Here is a 26,514-nt window from a genome sequence, read left to right as displayed (position 1 = left end):
TGTTAATGGGAAGCATAAGGCCGTCTAACATAAAAAGAATTTCTGAAGAATTAGTTGATAATAACAAGGATCTTTTCAATGAGGATTTTAACCATAATAAGGAGATTTTACACAGTTTTATAGAGAAAACTGTAACGAAAAAAACTGCAAATGCCATTGCAGGTTATATAACAAGATATATACTTAAAAAGAAATCCAAAGAAAAGAATGAACTGGAACAACTTGGATTAGCATAAATTATTTTTCTACTGGAAAATTTTCCTTTCTCCATTTATCCATACCGCCTTCAAGGTGGTATAACTTTTTATATCCTTTCCTAACAAGCCTGTTTGCCGCTGCACGGCTACGGTGACCGGTTTTGCATATAAGAATAATAGGTTCGTCCTTTGGAAATTTTTTCTCTATTTCATCTTCTTTTCCAAGTTTATAGGGTATAGCACCCTTTATATGCCCATGCCTGTATTCAAAGCCAGTGCGTACATCAATTACAGGATATTTTTCCTTCAAGGCAGTAAGTTTCTCTGGCGTAAGGTTTTCCAGTTCCTGTGGCTGATTAAAATAATCAGAACCCCTGAAATAATTTTTTATCGACATCTTAAATCACCAGTTTATCCCCATTGTATATTCCAACAAATATCGGAGCTTCATTTATTATCCATTTTCTTGCCATAACCTCCCTCAATTTTTCTGTTACATGTGACCATGCAGCAAGGTCATCCAGTTCATAAAGAACCACAAATTCCTGGTCTCCCAATCCGAATGAGTATGTTGTATAGGATATTATTCCCGGGCTTTCCTTGTCGCTTCTGGCAGTTCCTATGTGTCCCGCCAGTATCTTTTTTCTCTCTTCATAATTGATCAGGTACCATTCCCTATCCTTGCTCATAGGGTATACCACAAAATATTTTTTGGGTTCTGTTTTCAAGGTATCTTCCAGGCTGTTTGTTGCATTTACATATGGAGAATGCTCGTAGAGTGAGAACATGCTGTATTCACTTTTTCCATAGATTCCAATGGCAGAGTTTATTCCTTCCTTTAGCCCTTCAAGGTTAATCGGCGTGTCAGAGGCTGACCAGATAAGGATATCATTGTCATGCCTTATTGATTTGTAGTATTTTATACTGATAAGGTTTTTTCTGTAATTATTAATGAAATGTATAATGTTGCTGTTTACATTTTCTTTTTCTTTGTCCGTAAGTGCCCAGAATTTGCCATTCATTTTATAAGCAAGGACGTACATATATATTGTCATAGTTTATCTGTTAATAATATAATTAACGGATATAACTTTTATTAATCAAGTGTTTTCTGGCTTGTATTTACCACAGTATATTTCTTTATGTCATATTCATTAGAAATAATGTAGTTTAAAAGTTTTGTTATGGATATTTTATCAGCATCAACAGGCTCTATAAGCGTGCTGGACGGTGATATTTTTATATTCGCTTCCCCAAGCTTTTTAATATAATCAGCCCTGTAACGGGAATCAACGTATTTAATGGATTTTGATGGGATTACCACATTGCACTTTTCCAGTTCCCTGGTAAATATAGGCCTTTCAAATAAATAATGGAGTACAAGCAGTGAGTTATATCCCGCATTGCTCTCATCAAATTTTTTCATGTTTGAACCAATTATACTGTATATGTCCTGCTTATTCTGCCCTACAAATGAAAATATCCTTGCTGGCTTTATTTCCCTTTCACGCAATATGCCAAGTTCAACCATTGCATTCAGGTAACCTGTAAGCACAAGCCTGTGCATATTTATTCCTTTTTCTTCAAGTGATTTTTGTATTCCCGTTATGGATTTTTCTTCTCCATTAATTTCGTTTAATATTAATTTATACCTCTTTGTATCCTCGAAATTTTCAATCATATATCTCACCTGCCAGGTATTTTTGAAGGTTATCAAAGTTTTTTATTGCATCTTCGCATATTTCTTTTGAAACACCGAGGAAATTTTCAGGCTCCATAGCTCGATCAAGTATTTTTTCAGAGATGTGGTTTAGAATACCCATATCCACCAGAGTTTCCTTTAACGTTTTTTTCTGTTTATAGGCATGCATTGAAGCCTCCCTGACAAATTCATGGGCATCCTGCCTGGGCATGCCATTTTCCGTTAAGGTGGTGGTAACACTTTCAGACATAATAAACTCATCTCCATATGCCCTTTTTTTCATCTCTTCGCGGTTTATAAACAAATGTGAAAATACACCGGTCATTTTAGTTATTATATCATCTGCGAGTATGGATACATATGGTATGGTAAATCTCTCCAGTGCACTGTTGGTAAGGTCTCTCTCATGCCACTGGACTCCCGCCTCATATTCAGGAATTATAAATGACCTTGTTAATCTTGCAAGGCTAACTATATTCTCGGAAACTATGGGGTTTCTCTTTGATGGCATGGAGCTTGACCCTACCTGCTTATCACTATCGAAATATTCTGAAAGTTCATAAATTTCCGGCCTTTGAAGATTCCGTATTTCGGTTGCAAATTTTTCCATGGATACCGATATATTGTTTATTATTGAAAGATATTCAATATACCTATCCCTACCAACTATCTGGGTTGATCCCGTTTCGTGTGTTATGCCCAGTATTTCGCATGTTTTTTCCTGAATCTTAAGGGCATTTTTTCCAAGTGCAGCGCCTGTTCCAACCGGGCCAAGGATTTTGCCTGCAATAATCCGTTTTCTTGCTTCCTGGATCCTCTCCAGATGCCTGCCGATCTCTGAAAGGTACACAGCAAACTTTAGTCCCAGTGTTATAGGGGATGCATGTTGCCCGTGGGTCCTACCAACCATTATTGTCTCTTCATTTTCTTTTATCCTGCTTACAAGGGCTTTGCCCAGATCCTCAAGGTCAGATATTATTATGCTTATGGCTCTTTTCATCTGCACTGCAGAGGCAGAGTCGTTTATGTCATTGGAAGTAACACCGAAATGCACATAATTTTTTCCAGTAGTGCATTTTTCCGTTAAACCTTCCACTATTGACATTACATCGTGGTTTATGATTGCCTCTATCTCCTTTACCCTGCCTATTTTTACTTCATTGTTATCAACAACTTTTCTTATGTCTGCATATGCCTCTTCAGGTATGATGCCGTAATATGACTCGGCCTGGGCAATTGCAGCTTCAACATTTAGCATAATATTTAACCTTGTTTCCTCTGAAAATATGTTTTTTACATTGTCCCTGCCATATCGATAATCCAGTGGTGAAACGATCATATAAGCCTATTACAATTAGTTTAAAGTTTTTTGTGTTGCATTGATGTCAATCTCCAGGAACGAAGGTAAAAAAATAAGGAGCTATGCAAGCTTATTACATTGTAAATTAATGCGCAGGAATCAGTATGATTGGATTTGCAATATTTATGAGTTACAGAAATATATCCCATTGTTAATTACCATAATATCATATTCTATGAATATATAATCCCATAAAATCTAAAAATGGAGTCTAACGATATAGTATAAAAATTCAGTAATTATCTGTAATAATATCACTATCACACAAACATTTATATATATTCATACGTTTAATTTATAATGAAACATGAATATATAGTATTCACATCTTTCATAGTGGTTATTATGTTTATAATAATGGCATTTTCAGGAATAACATCACAGCAAAATTCTCAAAATAATGATATCAGCACATCTGTTATAAAACCATTATCCTATGGTTTAACAGCCGATAAATGGTCCGTATCAGGCAAAACATGTGCACCATCATCCGCAACTATTGGAAATACAGTAACATTGAAGATTGATGTTACATCCTTTTCAGAATCAAAATGTGCAGGCCCTACAATAATGTATTTTTATGTCAATTATAAGAATGTCCATACTGTTGATGTTAGCAGTACAGGAGTATACACATATAACTGGAATGTTGGATTAAACTATGGAAATATAAATTTCCATGCAGAATACCTCTCAGAGTCTGCATGGGAAGATTGCCCTGCACGTTTGGGTTTTAAACCAATGGTATTCTTCAGGAATGCATATTCAACATTTGGCGATTCCACTATACACGTAAAGAAATATTTAGATGTAACAGGCTATGATGGGAATGGCAGCATATACCTTTCCAATATATGCGGTGCACCTGGAGGTTTATTTTATAGTATATACCATAATTTTAACATTACAGATTCCAGTGGAATCTACCATGGCGACAATGAAGCAAATAAAAGTATAATTGTAGGTAAAACTGCCTATATTGAATCAGATAACGGAAAGCATCTGTATATATCATTAAATCTTACCGATGTGGGTGCAGGTGCCCAATCATGTAGTTTTGATGCTAAATCAGGGCTGTCCACATGCACCAGACCATATAAATTAGTAACAGATTTGCAAACATCAGGTGCTCCTTCTGACGTTAGTGTACAGTTCTGTAATAATGAAGAAGTAGGATACAATGTAACAGATATGGATTCAAAAAGTGCAACAGAAATGCAGGATGAAGTTTCACTAATAGGAGATGGCTTTTCACTTATACCTGTTGCCGGATATGCAGTAACAGGGGCTCAGGCAGCAGGCACTGCATATAATTTAATACATTGTGTTACCACAAAGCCGATAAATGGTTATGCTACTGGCAACAATCTTGCCGATATTAAATATTGCATCACCGGTGGCAGCATGTCTGGAGATTCCTATGTAAAGAACGGCCAGAATGTCTATGCATCGGGAATAGAAGCAAATATAAAAGTGCCTAACAGCCAGCTAAACAGCAATTTCAAAATAGATATAAAATACGCAACAGAGTATGAGTGCGGGTCTCGCCTTATTACCGATACAAGGGCTACAACAACTCAGACAATCAATGCTGTTCCTGCTTCGGCGATATGCGGGAGTGTAGGTCAAAGTAACACATCACAGGTACGTGACCCTAATCTTACTTCATCACTGTATATAGAAAATGCAAATACTCATACATTTTATAATGCAACTATAAAGAACGGTACATTCCTATTCTTTGCACAGCCTGATACAACATATAAATTATATTATATGGATAACGGTAAATTACACGAATTTTATCACATCAGCAACAATAAAATAACTGGATTAAACTCAATTACAACATCATCTGCAGGTAATTCAACTCCCTTAAATATATGGAAGTGATAACCATGCCATATATTAAAAAGCACTTTAAAATATTCATAGCAATATTAATCGTAATAATACTGATCTCATCATTCATAGTCTATGACATAACAAGAAATAATGTAACTTACAATAACAACGGGGAACCTATTGATGTGAAATACTTCAGTGTTGGCTACACATTCCCATATATCACAAATAACTATACTGCATCTTCATATTATGTAAATCATAATAAGCTATCATATATGAATTCAACAATAATTCAACCCAGAGTACTTCCATACGGTTATGGATGCATATGCTTTGGCATAAACATACATTTAAAGAATGTTAATAATAAATACATATATGTAGATATTATAAGCCAGGCAGAGCCTTCAACATTCAATCCATCCTTAAACAATGCAACAGAGATACATTCCAGTTATATAAGTGGCGTATGCCATGTTAAATATAGAATAAATGGGAATAACATATCCATTCCTTCAATAACAATAAGGAATATTGACAAATATATACATAATAATTACTATAACATATCTGTCAGTATATCGCTGAATAATAATTTCTACAATACATTTGATATTTCCGGTATAAAGGAAACCGCAATATATGGGAGTGTAGGTCAAAGTAACACATCACAGGTACGTGACCCTAATCTTACTTCATCATTATATATAGAAAATAATAATACACATAATTTTCATATAGTATCTATCAGAGATGGGTATTTTTATTTCTTTGCACAGCCTGATACAACATATAAATTATATTATATGGATAACGGTAAATTACACGAATTTTATCACATCAGCAACAATAAAATAACTGGATTAAACTCAATTACAACATCATCTGCAGGTAATTCAACTCCCTTAAATATATGGAAGTGAGATTGATGCCAGATATTAAAAAGCACTTTAAAATATTCATAGCAATATTAATCGTAATAATACTGATCTCATCATTCATAGTCTATGACATAACAAGAAATAATGTAACTTACAATAACAACGGGGAACCTATTGATGTGAAATACTTCAGTGTTGGCTACACATTCCCATATATCACAAATAACTATACTGCATCTTCATATTATGTAAATCATAATAAGCTATCATATATGAATTCAACAATAATTCAACCCAGAGTACTTCCATACGGTTATGGATGCATATGCTTTGGCATAAACATACATTTAAAGAATGTTAATAATAAATACATATATGTAGATATTATAAGCCAGGCAGAGCCTTCAACATTCAATCCATCCTTAAACAATGCAACAGAGATACATTCCAGTTATATAAGTGGCGTATGCCATGTTAAATATAGAATAAATGGGAATAACATATCCATTCCTTCAATAACAATAAGGAATATTGACAAATATATACATAATAATTACTATAACATATCTGTCAGTATATCGCTGAATAATAATTTCTACAATACATTTGATATTTCCGGTATAAAGGAAACCGCAATATATGGGACTGTGCAAAATACCAGTTCACTATCTATAGATAAAATAAACACATCATTATTGATAGAAAATATCAACAATAGCAATTACAAAACAATGCACGTAATAAATGGGTACTTTTATTGCTTTTTAAAACCCGATACAGAATACAAACTATATAATAGCAATTTAACCTATATATACACAATAGACGCTTCAAATTTAACTGCAGGCCACAGTTTCAACTTTGAAATACCAAGCAGTTCGATATAGGGCGACGCTATGCCAGATATTAAAAAACACTATAAATATCAACTTTAAGTGTAAGTTTCTAAATAAGCATAAATGTTCTGGAATAACATGTATCATTTACGGGCATTTATTTTCCCGAAAAGTATTGTAACCATTGCAATTATGATTCCTGAACCGGTTAGAAGTGCACCTGCAGCAGCTACATAGCTTGCATCGGTAACCCTTGCAAGTTCTGAGGATGTAACAAAATTATAATCCATTGTTGGAGCCTTATCCGTAACGACCACATATTTATAAGTCCCGTTCAGGTTAGCATAATATGGCTCACCGTCAACGTATTTAGCTGGAGCAACCGTGTAATTGTGTATATTGGATGAATTAAAACTGGATGCATGTTCCTGTATATTGCTGCAATTTACCAGCCCTGCTGAGGAATTATCCGATGTTACCATTAAAAGTACCCTGTTGGTGGAAAAATTAAACTGGGTAGATGTATAAACATTGCTGCTGTATTCTTTTACTGTATGGTCAGAAGGTTCACCGGTAATTGTGGCAACGCCACCGATGACAAGTGAAATTCCTATTACTATAAGCACAATGCCAACAATTACTTTCTTCTTGACCATTTACTTTTGTATTTTAAATTATTATATAATTATTGTTAAAGTGTAAGGTCTAGCTTTCCACTGTTGATTTCATCTTCCATTTTCTTTACGCGTTCCTCTACCTGTTCAGATGTGAGCCCACATTCTAAAAGTTCCATATATAATTCATAATTATCCTTTTCCGGGTCTATCTGGCCGTCGAAGATCCTGATGGAACCGCATGCCTTATCTTCATAATTGAGCCTGTAACTGATTTCCAGGGTTAAATTCTTCTCTTCCATAAATCTTAATTCATGTATGTAATCGGACATAACTCCATATTAAGACCTATTATTATAAATTTTTGTGATTAAACCTTAACTATTAGTTTTTTACGTTATAGATCATCTTTATTCTTTCTATCAATGTAATAGTGAGTTAGTGTTTTACGGGGTTTATTACCACATTAGATTAGAGAAATATTTATATACATATTACGTATATATACGTTATATGAATAATATGCCAGACTGGGTACTGGAACATAAGGGCAAAGGGATAGAAATAAGGAGATTCGGTGACAGGTATTATGCATATGAATCGTCAAGCAGGTATGACAAGGATCTCAAAAGAGCAAGGAAAGTTACAGGCAAATACCTTGGTGTTGTAACACCTGCAGGGATAATAAAGAAGAGCGATGTTTCGGGCATAAGGGGAGACTATGAATATGGAAATATTGCATTACTGTATGGAATAGCAGGGAAGACAGTACTCCCGGTACTGAAGCAGGTATTTCCATACATGTACGACAGGATAATAATATATGTTATCCTCAGGGATATACAGCCACTTCCAATGAAATCTTTAAGGTATTTATATGAGAAAACATACCTTTCAAGAATGTATAGGGAATCCATGTCTCCCGGGTCTATTTCCGGAATGCTGTCATCACTGCCACAGGAAGGCATGGTAAATGCAATGGGGAAGCTCACGGAGAAGGGAGAATATGTTTTAATGGATTCAACAGCCATATTCTCCAGATCGGATAATATATCATTCCTGGAACCCGGCCATAATTCTAAGGAGATACACCTGCCACAGATCAATGTTATGATGTTATTCTCATCAACAAGGACTCTACCCACATTTATAAGGGTACTTCCAGGGTCAATAAGGGATGTGTCAGCTATGGCAAATACAATAGACATGGCAGGTATTGAGAAATGCGTTATAGTTGCTGACAAGGGTTTCTTCTCCGCAGACAATATTAAAAAGCTAAAGAAGAGGCACCTGAGCTACATAATACCATTGAGGAGGAATTCTTCCCTTGTACCTGATACTGATGATTTCCTTGGTGTATTCATGTACAATGGGAAACCAGTAAAGTACTGGAAGCCTGAGAATGGTGTTTACATGTTTGAGGACCCTGTTCTAAAATCAGAGGAAGAGAGGGACTATCTCATAAGGATTCATGACAATATAAGGCCTAAATCATCATACTATGACCATTCTGGTGACTTTGGAAAGCTTTACCTCCTTTCCGATATCAATGATGAACCAGAAAGGATATACAGATTGTACAAAGATCGTGAATACGTTGAATACGCTTTTAATGTGTACAAGAACGATCTTGAGGCAGATAGATCATATATAAGGGACGACCACATGCTTTCAGCATACATGTTCCTTAATTTACTATCACTGTACCTGCATTTCCAGGTACTTAACATGATAGATGGAAAATACAGTGTAAAGGATGTTCTCCTGATACTTTCAAGGATAAAAATATACAATACAGGGAAAACTGAGATGGTAAGTGAAATACCTAAGAAGGCAAAGGAGCTTATATCAAAATTAGGGATAGACCTGGACATATTACGTAAAAAATGAAGAGTTAAGGATTAAATATATTTATCCAGCCCCTTTTCCCATATGGAACGAAGTTTTTCACTTTTGGCGGATAATATATACCTTCCATTTTCACTGATTTTTACCTCGCCATCTATAACAGTTCCAATTTTCCTGATATTAGACCTGCTGAAAGCTTCAAGGAAATCTTTTTCATCCGATTTTCTTACTTCTATCAATATGCCGGTCCCAAGTTCTGAGAACAGTTTCTCATTTGTCCTTCCATGGATATCAGATATATCAGCATCAATCCCGTATGGCCCTCCGAATGACATTTCGAGAATTGCCATGAGCAATCCGCCTGTGGAAATATCGTGCATGGACTCAATATAGTCCATTGAGTCAGATAAATCCTTATTAATATTGACAAGTTCATCTATATCCAGGTCAGGCAATTTTGTGTGAACTGTGCCCATAATAGAGGAATACTGGCTCCCTGCCAGGTCATTTATAATGGAGCCTGCAAGATAAATAGGATTCCCGGGAGTTTTTGCCTCTACTGTTTTTGCCTTTCTCACATCTTCTATTTTTCCTATCAGCAGCATATTCGGGGTTGGAAGAATTTCAATGTCCGTTTCATTGTAAAAGCTGACATTTCCAGATACAAGTGGCAATCCTGTCGCTTTGCAGAAATCTGATATTGCATGAATCGATTCAATGAATCTGTACATTGTTTGAGGGTTTTCCGGATTTCCAAAATTCAATGCGTCCACTATTGAATGGGGTTTGCCGCCGGAACTGAGTATATTCCTGTACCCCTCAGATAAAACATGCATTGTCCCCTTATATGGCTCTATCCCTACCATTTCAGGTATAGACCCTGATGTCAGGCAAAGCCCCTGATATGATTCTTCTACCGGCTTAATGATGGGTGCATCTGAATGTGTTTCATGATTGGGGAATCCAGCAAATGGTTTTACAATAGTATTCCCGCGCACTGTGAAATCATACTGCCTTACTATGTTGAACCTTGAGCAAATATTTGGATTGGAAAGAAATTTAATAATAAAATCCCTGTAATTTTCTGGTTCACGGTCGAGTACCGTTTTCTCCTCCAGCTCCGGTTTTTTGTAACTCCGTGCGTACATTGGCCCTCCGGTTAGGAAGGAGAGCTTCATGTCCAGAATTTTTTCCCCGTTAAAATTAATTACAAGGTTTTCATTTTTTACTGTTTCTCCTATAATGGAATATTCAATGCCCCATTTTTCAAAAATTCTGCTTATTTTCTGGAGGTTGGATGGCTTGATTGCAAGAAACATTCTCTCTTGGGATTCACTGACCCATATTTCCCATGGTTCCATATGGCTGTCCTTCAGGAGCACCTTATCAAGGTTAATGATTCCTGACATGCCTCCAGCAAAGAGCATTTCACTCACTGCACTGGATAGCCCACCACCACCCAGGTCTTTCATTCCATCTATAATGCTCTCTTCATTTGCCTCGAGAATAGCATGTATCAACGGTTCTTTTATAATTGGATTGCCAAGTTGCACAGCATTTCTATTTTCCTCACTGCCTTTGTCAAGGACCTTTGATGCAAAATTAACTCCATGGATCCCATCTTTTCCTGTCCTGCCGCCACATACAATAAGCAGGTCACCCTCCACGCTCACCCTGCTGCGCACCACGTGGTCTTTTCTTACTATTCCGATGCATCCAGCATTCACCAGAGGCATGCCATTATAGACTTTATTAAAATGTGTAGATCCAGCTACCGTGGGGATGCCCACACGGTTTCCATAGTCCCTGATGCCTGCAACCACCCTGTTCAATATAAAGCGCTCTGTGAGATTTCCATCCATATTGTCAGGGTCTCCAAAATAAAGGGAATCCACGAGGGCAACCGGCTGTGCACCCATGCAGAGTACATCCCTTATGATTCCGCCAACTCCTGTTGCTGCACCACCATATGGTTCTACAGCGCTCGGGTGGTTGTGGCTTTCCATTTTCACAACATAGGCATAGTTATCATCAAAGGATATGACACCTGCATCATCCTCCATTGTAAGTATTGTATAATCGCTTTTAAGGCCTGAAAAATATTTTTTAAGATACAGCTTGGATGATTTATAGCAGGAATGTTCACTCCATCCCTGTGCGATAGCCTGAATTTCAATATCGGTAGGATTCCTTCCAAGCCCGGTAAAATAATTTCTCAGCATCACTATTTCATCATATGTTAGCCCCAGTTCACCTGCTATTTTACCCAGGTTTTCATTTGAGCTTTTAATTATATCATACATATTATTCACTTATATCTTCTATTTTGTATTCCTGTATAACAGGGTTTGTGAGAAGTTTTTCTGCAATTTCCCTGATTTCACTGATACTATCTTCCCTATCAAGTGAAGTCTCAAATTCATAAATTTTATAGGAATAAATATTCTTTATGCCTTCATACCCGATCAATTCCAGGTTTCTTTTTATGCTTAAAGCCTCCGGATCCTCTACATTGGGCAAATATTTAATCTGAACCTTAACCTTCATGGAGCCGTATTTTAATTAATAAATTAAATTTATCTATTTTTTAAATTGACAGAAATGGCATAATTTGACCACGCATATTTAATCAATAATTTGTGGAGAGGCAAAAATTTAATATTTCCTTTTGTTTTAGCTAGCTATGGCACAACTTGATAGAAATGGAGCCGTGAGGCTTTTCCGCCTGAGGCTTGTCACCTTTTCCCTCTCACTTATTTTCATTCTATCATTTTTCATATTTACATATTTCACGCTCAATACCGGTTATGCAGCGCGCCACCTGCATATATTCATCACCGGATTTACCGTGCTTGTGGTTGCGGCAATTGGAACCGGAATAGAAACGGTAATACTTACAAGGGCTGCCATATCAAAGTTTACCGGAAAAAATATGAACGACCTGAAGCCCGATGAAGTATCACAGGCAATTCAAAGGTTGCGCATTTTGAGGCAAAAATAAAGTTAAATTTTTTTGTGGAGAAAAAATATATGTATTCTCCTTGCTATGTTTATCATTGGCCTTATCAATAGCTGGGTACTTCCTATTATAAACAGGTAAACCCCCAGGGTGGAATACTGTTTCTCACTGGGCAGAAAGAATATACTGCCTATGACGAATTCAAGCCCTACCATTATATCATTTGCTATGGATAGCCAGTCATAAAATCTTTTAATGAACTTTTCCTTAACAGACCGGGATGCATAGTTCATAATTGCCCTGTTTACGCTCCTGTCACTGAGAAACAGGTCCAGATTTACTATTATTTCAGCGAGATAGTCATTTTCTATTATCTCTCTGACCCCTGATATAAATTCATGACAGTTGTTCTCCATGGATTTTGAGAAACTGTTATTGTTGAATGTTCCTTCCCTCAAAATAATTACAAGCTTTACAAACCATTCCCTGCCAAGGTATTTCAGTATGTCTTTCATATCCAGATTGAAATTCTCTATATATGGCTTGCAGTAATCTGCAAATGCTTTTGAGTAATAAAAATCCGGCAAATTGACAATCGGGAATGCAGATGCCTCTACAAGGTCATCCATTGTTTTATCAGGGTTCTGGTTTAAAATATCAATAATGAACTGGGCAATTTTCCTGTCGAGGTACATAATTTTCATAATTCCTGATATGAGCTTATTGCCGGATACAAAATCTATAAATTTATGAAATAGTATTTCCTTTTCTGCGTCAGGAATATTGTACTTTATGTCTGGTATATTTATTATTTCCAGTATATTTTCATCATTATATGTATTTATTACCTGATCATTTTTCAGATTTTCAAAAACTTCTTTGCCGAACATGTATGATATTAATGGCTTGACATGTTTCCATTTAAGGTTGAAACCATAGGGGCTTCTCTGAATTGCATAAAGAAAATAAAGAGGGTCACCCAGGCTATTATTATCCATTGTTCCAGATTTTTTCTTTCCTAATATAATTTAGGGGGATTAAGCAGAATAAAAATTGTTAGAGAAAATCATATTGCACTGATTATATCTTTTAAAGCCATATAGGGATTTGAATGTTTCTCTATTACTGTTCCTGTAACTATAATGTCTGCTCCCGCATCTATAATTGACCTGGCTTTTCCATAATCCCTTATTCCGCCTCCAACTATAACAGGAATTTTTACCGATTCCTTTATTCTCCTGATAACATTGCATCCTACCGGTTCGGGTGCCCCTGAACCAGCTTCAAGGTAAAGAAGTTTGAATCCGAAAAATTCGGCAGCAAATGCATATGACAATGCAGTATTTTCATCATCCCTTCCTATAAGCCTCGCATTGCCAACACGCCCGACAGTCATGCCAGGCTCAAATATTAAATATCCCATAGGTATTGTTTCTATTCCCATCATTTTGAGTATAGACGCCGAGCCAATCTGATGGCCCACTATATAATCTATATTGGTTGAATTCATCAGCATCATGTAATAAATTGCATCTGCATAACGGCTTATCATGCTTCTTGATCCCGGGAATATAATTATCTGCTTTTCAGTTTTCTCCTTAATCCCGCTTATGGTTTTATCCATTAATCTGGAATCTATGTCGGTTGACCCTCCTATGAGGAAAAAGTCTGTGCCAGCCTTATCAGCTTTTTCAGCCAGTTCCACAGACCTGTCAGGAGATTGGGCGGCAGGGTCTATTAATGTCATGTGGACCCTTTTATATTTCAGGATTTCCATAATGTTCTTGTAAACGCTCACATATTCCACCTTATTTAACTTTAATGTCGTTAAAGTTATCCTAATCATACATATAAATGCATCTACATAGCTATTATGTTCCCATAGGAATATTTAAAAAGTGTCAGAATAAAAAACAATCTTTAATTAATTATATGTAATATAGTGTATAAATGAATGATCCATCCAGAAAATATTTCAATTGCACTGACAGGGAAAGGGCAATATTTGAATCCGGAATAAAACTGGGGGCAATATTTCATCAGTTCATAGGAGTGCCAGTAAACGATAGCAACAGGAAAGATATGGAAAATGCAATAGAAAAGAGTATAAAGTTACAGCCTTTTGTAGAAAGCATATCGGTAAAAATCAACATTGAAGGGCAAAGAAACACCTCATTTCAGTATGTATCCCTCTCCGGGGATATGCTTGATGTGAGGCTGGCTATAAGATATAACGATCAGGAGGTAAAGGCAAGAATGCAATATATGCAGGACCTGAATTACCCGCTGATGTATTTGGAGGAATAAGAATGGGAATAAAAGTAGGAATAACAGGACCTATCGGTTCGATAAAAACCGATGCGCTGAATAAAATTATGGAAATGCTTCAAAACAACGGGAAAGTTATAGAAGGCACACTTGTGTCTGAAAAAATTGAGCATGGAAGGGTAGTTGCATATTATATAACAGACATTCTTACAAAGAGAAGGGTGGAATTTGCCAGGATCGATTTAATCTCAAGGGTAAAGGTAGACAAGCTTGGCGTGGATACAAAATTACTTGAAGGCCTTCTGGTACCCAGCCTCCAGAAATCAAGGGAAGAAGCTGATGTTATAGTACTTGACGAACTTGGAAAGGTTGAAAATACAACAAAACAGATAAAAGCAGAAATAGAGGAGACAATGAAATCTGACAAATCTATAATAGTTACCCTGCATAAGAAGTCCAGGAATCCGGTTTTACAGGAATTCCGTGGGTATGAAAGTGTGAGAGTCTTCGATATAACCCCGATTAACAAGAATATACTCCCATTTAAAATTTTAAAGGTATTGAATGGAGAAGAAGAGTCAATTTAAGACAATCAGGGAGGGGGCTGTAGAGTTAATGGCCCCGGATAACCTTATTATTAAGGGCCCGGGCACACGGACTGCTGGATTTTACAACATGGACCAGAAATTGAACAGGGACATCACAATTTCATTTCTCAGAACAGTAAAGCCTAAAATAGCCCTCGATGCCTTTGGCGGTACGGGGGTAAGGGGAATTAGAATAAACAGGGAAGCAGGAATAAAAGCTGTAATATCAGAAATCAATAAAAAGTCATATGAATATATTAATATAAACAGGGAACTAAACAACTCACCTGTTGAGGTTTACAATAAAACTTTCCAGGCTATATTAAACGATTACCTTTTTGATTATATCGATATAGACCCCTATGGTTCTGTATTGCCATACATGGATGATGCAATGATTAATATTAGAAACAGGGGATACATAGGGGTTACTGCAACAGATCTCACATCGCTTACTGGATCCATGCCAGCCAAAACTTTGAGGCGTTACAGAGCATTTGTAATAAACGACATTTACCGGCACGAATCCGGAATAAGGCTTTTAATCGGGGAAATAGTAAAGAGGGCTGCGGCCCTGGACAAAGCAGCCATTCCCATGATCTCACTCTGGCATTCACATTATTACCGTATAATATTCCAGATCATTTCTTCATCCAGTAAAGCAGATGCCCAGCTGGATCAGGTGGGAATGTTTGATAGGCACTCCGGATTGTCTGGTGTGTATCCATCTTCCCGGGAAGGCCCTTTATGGCTTGGAAATCTCAACTCAGATATAGCTCAAAAGCTGGATTATACCGAAGACCCGGATAAGCAATTTCTTTCAACAATCGAAAGGCTCAAAACGAATGACCTTTCGCTTTACTTTGCAGATATAGCGGATTTTGCAAGAATATCAGGAAAGGATACAAAATCTATTGAATCGAGTATGCTAAAGCTCAGGGATGCCGGCATTGAATGTGGCAGGTCAATGTTCTCAAACACCGGTATAAAGGTCTCTTCCACAGTGCCTGAGGCTTTCAATATAATTTATTAAATATTCAGAAACTGTTCTCTTTTTCCTGTACAAAAGGCGTTACATCTATCCCGCTATCTGATAATACTGTAATTATTGCAGTTTCAAAGTCAATAAACTGCATTCCAGATAGAAGGTCTTTTGCCCTTATTATTGCCTCTTTCTTTGTCATTTTTCCAGAAGCCGACGCTGCCTCAAGCATTCTATCAATAAGTGGCTTTTCAGTGGCTTCAGAAAATAGTTCATCAACATCAATGGAAAAATCAAGCGGGACTATAACTCCTTCGGTGCTGAAATTCGGCACGTATTTGCCGTTTTTTTCAACCAGTAGCATGGATTCTAAGGAAACCTGCAAAAATCTATCCACATCCTCAGGGGGAAGCAGTGTTCTCTTAAATGAAAGAATGTTGGTAAAATCAGATTTGCTGTAGCCGTCTGCCTTCTTGGATGCAACTATGGCTATAAGCTTCCTGGCCATATCTTTATTCATGATAGTTAATAATATTTCCACTGATTAAGTTATCGGCTCTATTTTAGGAGATTTTATTTCAAATATTATTCATAGTTATTTTTCCCAGCCTCTTTTTCTATAATTTCCAGAATTCTGGATACAAAATTTTCCACTTCATCAGTATCAGTTCCGGAGGCAGAAACTTCTACTTCAACCCACGGTTTTCCATTATCCAGTTTCGGGTGGGTCTTGATATATGCCCTATCCCCATATTCTTTCATTAGTTTTGCGATCAAAGGGGCTAAAAGGCTTTCTTTTGCATCGTGAAGGTCTATTGACCTGTCCACGTAATGGAAATCTTTTATCCTGATCCTCTGTTCCACTTCCTTCATTATTGCTTCAACTTCCCGGGGTACACCTGGAAGGATAATGAATACTTTTCCTGATATATTTTCATATATACCCGGTGCCGTGCCTGCCTTGTTTTCAATGGGTATTGAATTTTCCGGTATCATGCCCATTTTCTCCCTTTCCGGAGTTAATGTATGTACTTTTTTCAGTACCATATTCATTGCATTATCATTTCTCTCCATTTTCAGGTTAAATGCCATGGAAAACCCTTTTAATGTCATATCATCGTAGGTTGGGCCCAATCCACCGGAAGAAACTATGAGATCTGCAATAGAGGCTGCCTCTTTGAATGCGCCTGCAATTTGTTCCAGATTATCCGGCACTATTATCCCTTTTATTACATCATATCCGGCATAGGTCAATATTTTCCCTATATCAGAAAAGTTTGTATTTACTGTCCTTCCTTTGAGTATCTCATTTCCAATGGTTATAATAACGGCTTTCATAAATTAATATATTATAATAATATAAATATCATCTGCAAAGGGAGCAAAATAAAAATGCAATTTAATATTTGCATTGGAATATATCCATACGTGGATATCTAAAGTTTTAGTACCTCATTGTCCTATAAACATATCCGGATATATGTTTAATACTTATCAATAATTATAAACATGATCGTATGAAAGTTGAAAGTATTAAAATAATCGGCAGGGAAAAGGTAAAACAGCCTGTGTATAAATACCTGACATACTCCCACAGCTAAAGCATGTGGGGTTCTAAGGTCGCCATCGTTCCTAACGTTGCCTCTTTAGGGATATCAGTGTTCCCTTTGTACGCATCTCTGTCTACGTACAATTGATCTATGCCTTCCTCAAATACTGGACGCAATGCTATGTTGAACGAAGCATTGGCATCAGCATGATCAACGTGCCCGCAATTGGTGCACTTAAATGATTTTCCTGAACGGTTGCCTATCTGTCCACATCTGCTACACTCTTTAGATGTATTATATGGATCGACATAGGCAACAGGTATTCCAAGTAGTCTGGCCTTATATTCTATCATATTTTTAAGCTCATAGAATGACCAGCTATTCAGGGAATACCTGAAACTCCTGCCCGATTTTGCATTTCTTATTCCATTTAGATATTCGAGCTTTATTCCCATTCCATTATCCTTAGCTTCCTGCACTATCTTTCTTGCTACCTTATGGTTAATATCTTTGACTATTCTGCTTTCCCTGTTCTTTATTCTCTTAGCTTTCCTGTATTTCCCTTTCTTCTGCAGATTCTTCCTCATATTCTTATATTTCTTATGCACATGCCCTGCTTCCTTTCCAAGCTTTATTATTTTCCCGGTTTCAGGATTGCCAGCAACAGCAATATGCCCTGTTGTATTCCTGTCCACACCTAAGTATCCATTGGGTTCAATTAAATCATTATCAGGGATATTTATAGATACATATGCAAATTTATTGTCAAGTTCAATCTGGCTTATTTTATCAAAATCATTCCTGAAATAATAGTTTAAAGTTAGCTTCAAAGGAGTTATGTTTATTGTTCTATCTATCTGGTTACATTTTATTCCCTGATGTGGCACTGTTAATTTTATACTATGTACATCCTTTGCTTTTGAATTCCTGGAGTATTTCCTTAATATCTGGTTTGAAATGGCTGATTTTAACCCGAACTGTTTTACATCCCTGGAGGTGATGGATTTTGTTTTTATGGCAAACTCTGCTATTAACCTGGCTTTGTTTAATTCTTCCGAAAAGTCCCTTCCATGTTTTATTTTATAGGTTAATATCATTTATTAGTTCTCTCCCAGTTACCAGAAACCATTGAAATAGCATGCTAGTAACATATATTTAATTTACGCATACATTCATAGACAGTGAACTTTTTATAAAGCTAAAGGTATATTCAGGTATGGATTCAGTGGTTAAACAATCTGGAAATTATAATGTTAAATGCAATATAGTTATGCATAACAGTTAAACACTGGAAACCTGCATGTATTTTATCAAATTGCAGATCGTTGAGTTTATATATTATAAATTTATGTAAAAAAATGTATAAAGTATTGGTAAGGCATGAATTGCTAGGAAACTATTTAAATACAATGAAGAAAGACAAGAACATAGAATTATTATTTTACAACAATAATGGAAGTATAAGGCAATGGCTAATAGATAATATAGAAAATGCAGATGGGATATTAATAACATCTAATGAGAAAATAGATAAAGAGATAATAAACAGGGCAAAAAAGCTGAAGGTAATCAGTACATACAGTGTTGGCTATGACCATATAGACGTAGAATACGCAAAATCAAAGGGAATAGTTGTTACGAATACTCCAGAAGTGCTCACAGACGCTACAGCGGACCTGATATTTGGGCTCATGATTGCTGCAGCAAGAAACATTGTATCCGGGAACAACCTTATACATAAAAATGAATGGAAAGCCGGATGGAATCCCACATTTATGCTTGGAAGCGAAATACATGGCAAAACACTTGGGATAATTGGCATGGGGAGAATCGGGAAAGCAATAGCAAAAAGAGCTTCAGGCTTTGATATGAAAATTATCTATTATAGCAGGCACAGGCATGATGTAAATGCAACTTTCGTTGATCTGGATGATCTACTTTCACTTTCAGATTATGTTGTAATAGCTTTAGATCTTAATAATGATACCTTCCATTTCGTGGATTATGAAAAATTATCAAAGATGAAAAAAACCGCATTTCTAATTAACGGCACAAGGGGAAAAGTTGTCAATGAAAATGACCTTGTAAAAGCATTAAATGAAAAAATAATTGGAGGTGCAGCACTGGATGTTTTTGAAAATGAGCCTGTGGATAATAAAAACCCTTTACTTGCATTTCCCAACATCGTTGTTACCCCGCACCTTGGAAGTGCAACATATGAAACAAGAGATAAAATGGCATATGTTGCAGTTAAAAATTTATCGAATGTTATAAATAGAAAAGAACCATTATATAAGGTTTAAATTTTAATTCAGGCGTATATTGTCCCGTAAATATTTTCTATGTGTACCCTCTAAAAATATAATAAATGAGTATAAGCCTAGAATGAGTTAAATGGGAAAAATAGATTATATAATAAGGGATAAAAATTCTCCATATGTTATTACCGCCGTACTCAAAAGAGATATCCTTTCCTGTTATTTAATGATTAAACTTATTGATAATAGGAGGTTTATATTTACACAAAATTTTGTACACAACCTTTTTGCATGGAGGAATACTTCTATCTACCTTATGAAAGCATTGTACCGGTCATGTATGTAATAATCATTAACAGGAGCATCAGAGACTTTTTCCCTTTCAGAAACCCTTAATTCCGATCTAATTTTCTGGAAAGTATATTGATATCATATAACTTATACGTAAGTTTCAACTATTTCATTATCACTTATTATCATGTTAATGTATGCCATAACACTGTTTATAAACTTTTAAGATTCTGCTGCTATTGCCTTCCGTAAGAGATCTGGCAGTCTCTTCTATATTTCTTTTACAACTGTAAAGAAGTTCAGGTTCTTCAATGAGAATGAGAAAACATAGCCATTTATCTAATAGAATACAATTGCTATAATGTCATGCTTATGCTAGACATTGGATGCCTGCCCCGTTATGATGTAGACATAGGGAATTGCTGTGCTTTTATATATTTTACGTACGTGCCAATTGTTATTTGGAGTCATTGTATTACAAATTCAGAATTTCTATACCCCCCATAACATATTCAACCTTATTTAATACAGTCAATGTCCGCAATATGATCATACATAATAGTTAAATACTGATAACTAGTATGTTATAATGTGAATGCTGATCTGTCATGGATTGAGGTGTAATGGATGAAGATTAAAAAAGTTACAACAGCTGTTGTAGAGGCAAACTTTGATTGGACATTTGTTAAAGTTGAAACAGATTCTGGATTAACAGGCATTGGCGAAGCTTTTTGTTCACCCGGGTTGACCAAAGTAATTAAGGAATTCGGCAGTCTTCTAATAGGCAAAGACCCACTGCAGATTGAACCATTGGTGCGAGACATGCGCTATGCCGGTTCCCCATCAGGTTCGTCAGGGTTGATTTTTCATGCCATTACAGGAATCGAAACGGCCTTATGGGATATTATTGGTAAGCATTTGGATGCACCACTGTGGCAATTGTTTGGGGGTTCTTATAGGGAAAAAGTACAGATATATGCAGATTGCCATGCTGGTGATGCCCTGGAGAGTTTGGACCCATTGTTGCAACCGCGCAAACCTGCATGGGACAGGAGTAAAAGCCAGTGGAGCCCGGATATAGGCACATACAGTCCGGAAATTCTGGACGATTATACTCCAGAAGCATATGCTGAGAAAGCAAAGAAAATGGTTGCAGAAGGATTTACGGCACTAAAGTTCGATCTTGATGTTCCCAATCCCTATTCCAGGGACAAATACAATAGCTCACTGTCGAATGAAGAAATCAATTACCTGGCAAGCTTGATGAAGGGAGTTAGAGATGCTGTTGGGTCGGGAATTGATATTGCTGCTGACTGCCACTGGAAATTTTCGCCCGATGCTTCTATTCGGCTTGCCAATGCTTTAGCGCCCTATAAATTGTTATGGCTGGAAGACCCAATTCCACCAGAAAACATTGATGCAATGCGTTACGTTACTGACAGAAGCCCTGTTCCGATTTTAAGTGGTGAAAACCTGTATGGTCGATATGGATTTAGGGAAATAATCGAAAAACAGGCTGTATCAATTGTTGCCCCCGATTTCCAAAAGACTGGTGGGTTGTCAGAGGCAAGGAGAATTGCGGAAATGGCAGACAGCTATTATATGCCTGTTGCCCCGCATAACATTTCCAGTCCCATCGGCACCATGGCATCTGTCCATCTCAGTGCGGCAATCCCCAATTTTCTTGTGCTGGAGTGGCACGCATCTGATGTCCCCTTCTGGAACGATATTGTCAATGAATCACACATTATCCAGAATGGTTTTGTCAAGATTCCGGATAAGCCAGGCATTGGCCTTACATTGAATGAAGATACAATTAGAAAGTACGCAAAGCCCGGGGAAACAGTATTTGAATAAGGAGAAAATCCTCCTTAATTATAGTGGAGTTGAAATAGATGGATAATACATCAAATAAATATTATGAGGATTTAAAATCAAAATTGTATTCTGCAGTTATATCTGATTCACTAGATTCCTTTGGATTTAGGGAACAGACAATGTCTCCAGAAATTCGCCCTTTAAACGAGAACATGATAGTAGTTGGAAGAGCGAAAACCGTTCTTGCTGCTGATGTTTATCATATTCCTGAGAAACACTACTTCAAACAAATTGAAGTGCTGGACAGCATTCGCCAAGGCGATGTATTTGTTGCATCGGTAAGTGGCTCCAAAAGATCAGCATTTTGGGGAGAATTGATGTCCACTGCGACCAAAGTTGCAGGAGGTAGAGGGGCAGTTATAGATGGGTTATCTAGAGATACCAAAAAGATTATTAAATTAGACTTCCCTGTCTTTTCTGTTGGTTTCAGACCTACAGATTCTTTAGGTAGAAATGATGTCATTGATTATGATGTTCCAATAGAATGCGGCGGTGTTAAGGTAAACTCTGGAGATTTAATTTTCGGTGATGTGGACGGAGTCGTGGTTGTACCTCGGGAAATAGAAAAAAATGTCATCCAGGCAGCACTTGACAAAGTTGATGGTGAAAATAAGGTCAGGGATGAAATTCTTCATGGAGTGAAAGTTTCTGAAGTTTTTCGGAAATACAAAATTTTGTAGTTATTGTTGTAAGAGTTCAGTGATTTGAAGTATGTATAAAACAATAATATCAATGAGAAAATATTTCTATAAGCATTATATCATAATAATAACGTGAAACAGGAACCTGTAAAAGGTCTCGATAAGGATACTATAATAGATGAGCTAAAGTGGGAATTAGAAAATAATAATAAAATTATTAATGAATTACAAAATGACACTAATGAACTGAAAAATAACAACAATAAATTGCAGGAAAATGTAAGTAAATTGCAAAATAACAATAATGGAATTAAAAATGGTTATAAAAAGCTGAAGATAGAATTTGATTAATATAATGTAAGGCATCCTGAAAATGTAGGTGTCAAGAATGGAAAAGCATGCGAGTATACGATAGAGGTAAAGAATTAATGCAGAGATAAAATTAAGAAAAAGCCAAGCGAAGTGAATGGTCATAAAGGTTACAACAGGAATGTACCGAATCATATTGACAGGAATATGTATGTAACTATGGGACAGACCACAGAAAATGTAGGGTACACAAGGAACAGAAACTATAATACTGCAATGAGATTAAAGACCATTGCATATAACATTATTGTAATATTAAACAGGGGAATTAAAGAAAAACCTAAAGAGATAATGAAAATCGCTATCTTCGAAAATATAAGACACTTTATAAAACATAAATTAGTTTAAAACGAGGGGGACATATAACGCATTAAAATTGAGGGGAGTTATCCATTAATAATACGGCAAACCTTAATTTCACCGAAAATTTAAATAAATTTTCTATATATATACTTATGTCAAAAATCAAGGATATTGAAGTAATAGAAATTGGAGAGCCTACAGGCAATTCATCGAGCCCGTGGGGATCTCTACTTCTTTTAGTTAAAGTTGTTACGGACGATGGTTACGAAGGCTGGGGGGAAGCTCCAACTGAACTGATGGCACTTTCAGTTTATGAGGAGATAAAGGAAGTAGCAAGAAAATTTATAGGAGAAGAGGTAACGGATATAAGTAAAAATATTGAACGTGTGTACAGGGAAGAATACTGGCTCTCTATTTCCATGCAGACAACTGCTGCCCTGAGTGCAATAGAGATGGCATCCTGGGATATCTTTGGGAAGATTAATAATTTGCCAGTGTATAAAATATTTGGTGGCAAAGTTAATGAAAAAGTACGGGCATATGCAAATGGGTGGTACGATAATTGTGTAACGGCAGATGATTATTTTAAAAAAATAGAAATAACGCATTCACTGGGCTTTGGCGCAGTTAAATTCGATCCGTTCATGGACGCCTTTGACAACCTTGACAAAAAACATCTGGATAACGCCGAGGATATAATAAAGCAAATAAGGGGCAAATATCCAGACCTTGATATATTGCTGGAATGCCATGGAAGGTTTAATGCAAATTCTGCCATTGCAGCAGCAAATAGATTGGAAAAATACAATCTTTTCTTCATGGAAGAGCCTGTGCATCCAGATCAGATTGAAGGATTAAAAAGATTCAGAAAACATACAAATGTCAAGGTAGCTCTCGGTGAGAGAATACTTAATAAGAACATCCTCATGACATACTTAAAGGACGATCTTGTGGATGTAATACAACCCGATATTTCCAATTTCACTGGCCTTATGGAAGGTCACCAGGCAGCCGGCATGGCAAGGACTTTCGGTGTTGAAGTGGCATACCATAATGCATATGGACCTGTACAGAACCAGGCATCCTTAAATTTGGATTTTACAATTCCTAATTTCCTCATACAGGAAAGCTTTGAAAAATTCTGGCCAGACTGGAAAAAATCTATAATAAAAAAGAGCAATTTCAGATTAAATAATGGATATTTTGAAATTGTGGATAATATCCCTGGCCTTGGTTTCGAAATAAATGAGGATATTATTGAAAAAATGCAAGTCCATACTATGGGTCCATACGATAAAAACCAGCTTGGATGGGCTGTGAAAGGAACAACAGGAAGACTATAATTGTTATCATATCACGAATTGAGTTCCAATATAAACGCCATGATATACAGAAGAATTAATGGAAAAGTAAAGTTAACTGATAAAAGTTTAAAATACATATTTTGTCGAGATGCTGTTCAAATGATGTTGTAAATACAATAAGAAATTCAGCAGCACATAAAATGTATCAAAAGATATATGCAAGGAATTACAATACAATAGATACAATATTCAGGAGAACATATGAAATATGAAACTGCTGATAACAATTGGATAAGTCTATTAATAAAAATTATTTATTATGCAGAAATAATTTACACTATGTTAAATTGCAGATTATTAGGTATAAATATTAGAATTCTGTATGATATATTAGTTACAACAAAATTATTTAATATAATTATAAATATTATATTACTTAATATAATCCGGTTTTAGGGGCATATCTTTCTTGTAAACCGGTCTTTTTGTAAAGGTAATCACAATTAGCAGTATTATAGATGGCACAATTACTGTAAGAACTCCTGCCTCAAGGTAACCTCCTATAGATAGAACATATCCAAATAGAGGACCACCTACTATGGCTCCTATGTTGTATACACCCATTACCGCTCCACCAATCATTCCTGCGGTGGTATCTGGGGTGTAATCCTGACCAAAAGCCACTGCTATATTCTCAAAAGTCCCGAATCCCGCTCCAAAAATAAAAACAAATATTCCTTGAGTAAGTGCAGTCCTTGCAAAATAAAACATGCCCAGAGAGCCTATTACAAATAAAATACCACTCAATATCATACCAAATCTACGATTTGTTCTATCGCCGAACATGCCAATGGGAAATGAAAGTATTACCCCCCCAACACCCCCAAAAGCATACACAATTCCAGCTAATGTGCTGCCGAGATGTACATAATGTATTAAATAAGAGGAATAATATGTATCAAAACCCGCGAATACCGCAATTCCAAATACAAACATGGCGATGAGTAGTATTATGGAGTTTCTATTCAATAATTGTTTTATAAATACTTTTACCCTATCTTTCTTTTTATATACATTAGGTACGAAGAGCATAACAAGAATTATGGCAATAGCTGATAGTATACCAGATATTTCAAAAGGTATCTTAAAGGCCGGCAGAAATATAGGGAAAACTAATGGTGCTACTACTTCTCCTGCTGAAAAGAAGACAGTGTATACACCAACAGCCTTTCCTTTAGTGGAATAGAATAAATCGCTTAACATTGTTATGCCAACTGGCTGGAATGTACCGATGCCCGCACCTACCAGAAACCTGAAAATGAAAAGCTCATAAAGGTTTGTAACAAACCCGGTAGCTACACTGAATACTGAAAACAGTAGAATAGCTATAATTAGAACCAATTTAACATTTATTTTATCAAAAAGGTATCCACCTATGAAGCTAAATAATGCTATTCCACCAGCATATGAAGAAAGCATTATGCCAATGAAATATGCAGGGGCATGTAAATAGCTTATTATAAACGGTGACCCGAAAGAATATGCTACAGCATCGAATAGCATAACAAAAACCGGAAAAGCACTTACAAGTACAAGAAGAATAAAGAATCCAAAGCTCTTATTAGCATAATCCCTCATACTTTTTTTGTTCTGAAGCCCTATTAAATATTTTGGTTCCATATAAAATGTAACATTGTGCTATATTTAAAACTTTGCTTAAGGTCATAAGTGTATCATATCGAGAATTAAGTTCCTTGTATAATAATGTTAACTATCATTCCAGTATGTCAATGATCAGAAAATACTATGAATTCTTCGTGTGAAATCAATAGCATATA

At 36.2% G+C, this 26,514-nt stretch carries 29 protein-coding genes; 15 read left to right on the top strand and 14 right to left on the bottom strand.

Annotation, left to right across the window (positions count from 1 at the left end):
* The first annotated feature begins 5 nt into the window (after nt 1-5).
* Nucleotides 6-236, top strand: coding sequence for a 30S ribosomal protein S17e (locus fad_RS07100; RefSeq protein ID WP_009886546.1), 231 nt, complete (start codon nt 6-8; stop codon nt 234-236).
* Between the two features lies 1 nt (nt 237).
* On the opposite strand, the gene fad_RS07095 is transcribed toward fad_RS07100, so the two are convergent.
* From fad_RS07095 to purB, 4 genes are read right to left on the bottom strand one after another with little or no spacing between them, the layout of a single operon-like run.
* Nucleotides 238-594 (bottom strand): rhodanese-like domain-containing protein, encoded by a 357-nt coding sequence (locus fad_RS07095; protein ID WP_081142906.1) that lies wholly within the window; start codon nt 592-594, stop codon nt 238-240.
* Nucleotide 595: 1 nt separating this feature from the next.
* On the bottom strand, nt 596-1,252 hold the full coding sequence (locus fad_RS07090) for a chlorite dismutase family protein (protein WP_081142905.1): 657 nt from the start codon (nt 1,250-1,252) through the stop codon (nt 596-598).
* 41 nt (nt 1,253-1,293) lie between these two features.
* Nucleotides 1,294-1,878, bottom strand: coding sequence for a hypothetical protein (locus fad_RS07085; RefSeq protein ID WP_081142904.1), 585 nt, complete (start codon nt 1,876-1,878; stop codon nt 1,294-1,296).
* A complete protein-coding gene (gene purB / locus fad_RS07080; protein WP_081142903.1) occupies nt 1,871-3,238 on the bottom strand; it encodes an adenylosuccinate lyase in 1,368 nt (455 codons plus the stop codon). Before purB ends, fad_RS07085 begins: the two co-directional genes overlap by 8 nt.
* 321 nt (nt 3,239-3,559) lie before the next feature.
* Here purB and fad_RS07075 point away from each other — a divergent pair, with 321 nt between their 5' ends.
* Genes fad_RS07075 through fad_RS07065 form a run of 3 tightly spaced genes read left to right on the top strand, consistent with a single transcriptional unit; the run spans nt 3,560 to nt 6,875 of the window.
* Complete coding sequence (locus fad_RS07075) at nt 3,560-5,152, top strand: hypothetical protein (RefSeq protein WP_081142902.1); 1,593 nt, start codon at nt 3,560-3,562, stop codon at nt 5,150-5,152.
* 5 nt (nt 5,153-5,157) lie between these two features.
* Complete coding sequence (locus fad_RS07070; RefSeq protein WP_155951142.1) at nt 5,158-6,030, top strand: hypothetical protein; 873 nt, start codon at nt 5,158-5,160, stop codon at nt 6,028-6,030.
* Nucleotides 6,031-6,035: 5 nt separating this feature from the next.
* Nucleotides 6,036-6,875: a hypothetical protein gene (locus tag fad_RS07065; protein ID WP_155951141.1), complete on the top strand. Its 840-nt coding sequence runs from the start codon at nt 6,036-6,038 to the stop codon at nt 6,873-6,875.
* 92 nt (nt 6,876-6,967) lie between these two features.
* Here the strand turns inward: fad_RS07065 and fad_RS07060 are convergent, their stop codons facing one another.
* Nucleotides 6,968-7,480 carry a hypothetical protein gene (locus tag fad_RS07060; protein ID WP_081142899.1) on the bottom strand — a complete coding sequence of 171 codons (513 nt, stop codon included), beginning with the start codon at nt 7,478-7,480 and terminating at the stop codon, nt 6,968-6,970.
* Between the two features lie 35 nt (nt 7,481-7,515).
* The gene (locus tag fad_RS07055; protein WP_081142898.1) at nt 7,516-7,770 is read right to left on the bottom strand and encodes a hypothetical protein; all 255 of its coding nucleotides are present in this window, start codon (nt 7,768-7,770) and stop codon (nt 7,516-7,518) included.
* 181 nt (nt 7,771-7,951) lie between these two features.
* Here fad_RS07055 and fad_RS07050 point away from each other — a divergent pair, with 181 nt between their 5' ends.
* A complete protein-coding gene (locus fad_RS07050; RefSeq protein ID WP_009886083.1) occupies nt 7,952-9,328 on the top strand; it encodes an IS1634 family transposase in 1,377 nt (458 codons plus the stop codon).
* An 11-nt stretch (nt 9,329-9,339) separates the two neighbouring features.
* Here fad_RS07050 and purL read toward each other — a convergent pair whose 3' ends face one another.
* Both purL and purS read right to left on the bottom strand, forming a co-directional pair.
* Nucleotides 9,340-11,589: a phosphoribosylformylglycinamidine synthase subunit PurL gene (purL, locus tag fad_RS07045; protein ID WP_081142897.1), complete on the bottom strand. Its 2,250-nt coding sequence runs from the start codon at nt 11,587-11,589 to the stop codon at nt 9,340-9,342.
* Nucleotide 11,590: 1 nt separating this feature from the next.
* Nucleotides 11,591-11,833 carry a phosphoribosylformylglycinamidine synthase subunit PurS gene (gene purS, locus fad_RS07040; RefSeq protein WP_009886537.1) on the bottom strand — a complete coding sequence of 81 codons (243 nt, stop codon included), beginning with the start codon at nt 11,831-11,833 and terminating at the stop codon, nt 11,591-11,593.
* Between the two features lie 136 nt (nt 11,834-11,969).
* On the opposite strand from purS, the gene fad_RS07035 reads away from it, so the two are divergent.
* Nucleotides 11,970-12,287, top strand: a complete 318-nt coding sequence (locus fad_RS07035; protein WP_009886536.1) for a hypothetical protein — start codon at nt 11,970-11,972, stop codon at nt 12,285-12,287.
* Nucleotides 12,288-12,289: 2 nt separating this feature from the next.
* On the opposite strand, the gene fad_RS09415 is transcribed toward fad_RS07035, so the two are convergent.
* Both fad_RS09415 and fad_RS07025 read right to left on the bottom strand, forming a co-directional pair.
* A complete protein-coding gene (locus fad_RS09415) occupies nt 12,290-13,243 on the bottom strand; it encodes a YrhK family protein (protein WP_196795589.1) in 954 nt (317 codons plus the stop codon).
* A 68-nt stretch (nt 13,244-13,311) separates the two neighbouring features.
* A complete protein-coding gene (locus fad_RS07025) occupies nt 13,312-14,043 on the bottom strand; it encodes a geranylgeranylglyceryl/heptaprenylglyceryl phosphate synthase (RefSeq protein WP_196795588.1) in 732 nt (243 codons plus the stop codon).
* A gap of 152 nt (nt 14,044-14,195) precedes the next feature.
* Here fad_RS07025 and fad_RS07020 point away from each other — a divergent pair, with 152 nt between their 5' ends.
* From fad_RS07020 to fad_RS07010, 3 genes are read left to right on the top strand one after another with little or no spacing between them, the layout of a single operon-like run.
* Complete coding sequence (locus tag fad_RS07020; protein ID WP_009886533.1) at nt 14,196-14,552, top strand: dihydroneopterin aldolase family protein; 357 nt, start codon at nt 14,196-14,198, stop codon at nt 14,550-14,552.
* 2 nt (nt 14,553-14,554) lie between these two features.
* On the top strand, nt 14,555-15,100 hold the full coding sequence (locus tag fad_RS07015) for an NTPase (protein WP_009886532.1): 546 nt from the start codon (nt 14,555-14,557) through the stop codon (nt 15,098-15,100).
* The gene (locus tag fad_RS07010) at nt 15,078-16,133 is read left to right on the top strand and encodes a class I SAM-dependent methyltransferase (protein ID WP_081142896.1); all 1,056 of its coding nucleotides are present in this window, start codon (nt 15,078-15,080) and stop codon (nt 16,131-16,133) included. The genes fad_RS07015 and fad_RS07010 overlap by 23 nt, the downstream gene beginning before the upstream one ends.
* Before the next feature lie 4 nt (nt 16,134-16,137).
* Here the strand turns inward: fad_RS07010 and fad_RS07005 are convergent, their stop codons facing one another.
* The 3 genes from fad_RS07005 to fad_RS06995 form a co-directional block, all read right to left on the bottom strand.
* A complete protein-coding gene (locus fad_RS07005) occupies nt 16,138-16,602 on the bottom strand; it encodes a DUF2240 family protein (protein ID WP_009886530.1) in 465 nt (154 codons plus the stop codon).
* A 65-nt stretch (nt 16,603-16,667) separates the two neighbouring features.
* Nucleotides 16,668-17,420: a molybdopterin-binding protein gene (locus fad_RS07000; protein WP_081142895.1), complete on the bottom strand. Its 753-nt coding sequence runs from the start codon at nt 17,418-17,420 to the stop codon at nt 16,668-16,670.
* Between the two features lie 259 nt (nt 17,421-17,679).
* Nucleotides 17,680-18,729: an RNA-guided endonuclease InsQ/TnpB family protein gene (locus fad_RS06995; protein ID WP_081142894.1), complete on the bottom strand. Its 1,050-nt coding sequence runs from the start codon at nt 18,727-18,729 to the stop codon at nt 17,680-17,682.
* A 261-nt stretch (nt 18,730-18,990) separates the two neighbouring features.
* Between fad_RS06995 and fad_RS06990 the strand changes: the two genes are divergently transcribed.
* The 6 genes from fad_RS06990 to fad_RS06960 all read left to right on the top strand — a co-directional run bounded on the left by fad_RS06990 (nt 18,991) and on the right by fad_RS06960 (nt 24,715).
* Entirely contained in the window at nt 18,991-19,935 is a 945-nt protein-coding gene (locus fad_RS06990; protein ID WP_081142893.1) for a 2-hydroxyacid dehydrogenase, read from the top strand.
* 873 nt (nt 19,936-20,808) lie between these two features.
* A complete protein-coding gene (locus tag fad_RS06980; RefSeq protein WP_081142891.1) occupies nt 20,809-22,038 on the top strand; it encodes a mandelate racemase/muconate lactonizing enzyme family protein in 1,230 nt (409 codons plus the stop codon).
* A 38-nt stretch (nt 22,039-22,076) separates the two neighbouring features.
* Entirely contained in the window at nt 22,077-22,739 is a 663-nt protein-coding gene (locus fad_RS06975) for an RraA family protein (protein WP_081142890.1), read from the top strand.
* 93 nt (nt 22,740-22,832) lie between these two features.
* Nucleotides 22,833-23,051 carry a hypothetical protein gene (locus fad_RS06970; protein ID WP_081142889.1) on the top strand — a complete coding sequence of 73 codons (219 nt, stop codon included), beginning with the start codon at nt 22,833-22,835 and terminating at the stop codon, nt 23,049-23,051.
* Between the two features lie 177 nt (nt 23,052-23,228).
* Nucleotides 23,229-23,417, top strand: a complete 189-nt coding sequence (locus tag fad_RS06965; RefSeq protein WP_196795587.1) for a hypothetical protein — start codon at nt 23,229-23,231, stop codon at nt 23,415-23,417.
* 107 nt (nt 23,418-23,524) lie between these two features.
* Nucleotides 23,525-24,715, top strand: coding sequence for a mandelate racemase/muconate lactonizing enzyme family protein (locus fad_RS06960; protein WP_081142887.1), 1,191 nt, complete (start codon nt 23,525-23,527; stop codon nt 24,713-24,715).
* 393 nt (nt 24,716-25,108) lie between these two features.
* On the opposite strand, the gene fad_RS06950 is transcribed toward fad_RS06960, so the two are convergent.
* Nucleotides 25,109-26,356 (bottom strand): MFS transporter, encoded by a 1,248-nt coding sequence (locus fad_RS06950; protein WP_081142885.1) that lies wholly within the window; start codon nt 26,354-26,356, stop codon nt 25,109-25,111.
* Nucleotides 26,357-26,514 lie beyond the last annotated feature (158 nt).

It is taken from the genome of Ferroplasma acidiphilum, from assembly GCF_002078355.1.
GTDB lineage: Archaea > Thermoplasmatota > Thermoplasmata > Thermoplasmatales > Thermoplasmataceae > Ferroplasma > Ferroplasma acidiphilum.
The sequence above is the reverse complement of the archived record's forward strand: the minus strand, read 5'-3'. Positions and strand labels throughout refer to the sequence as shown.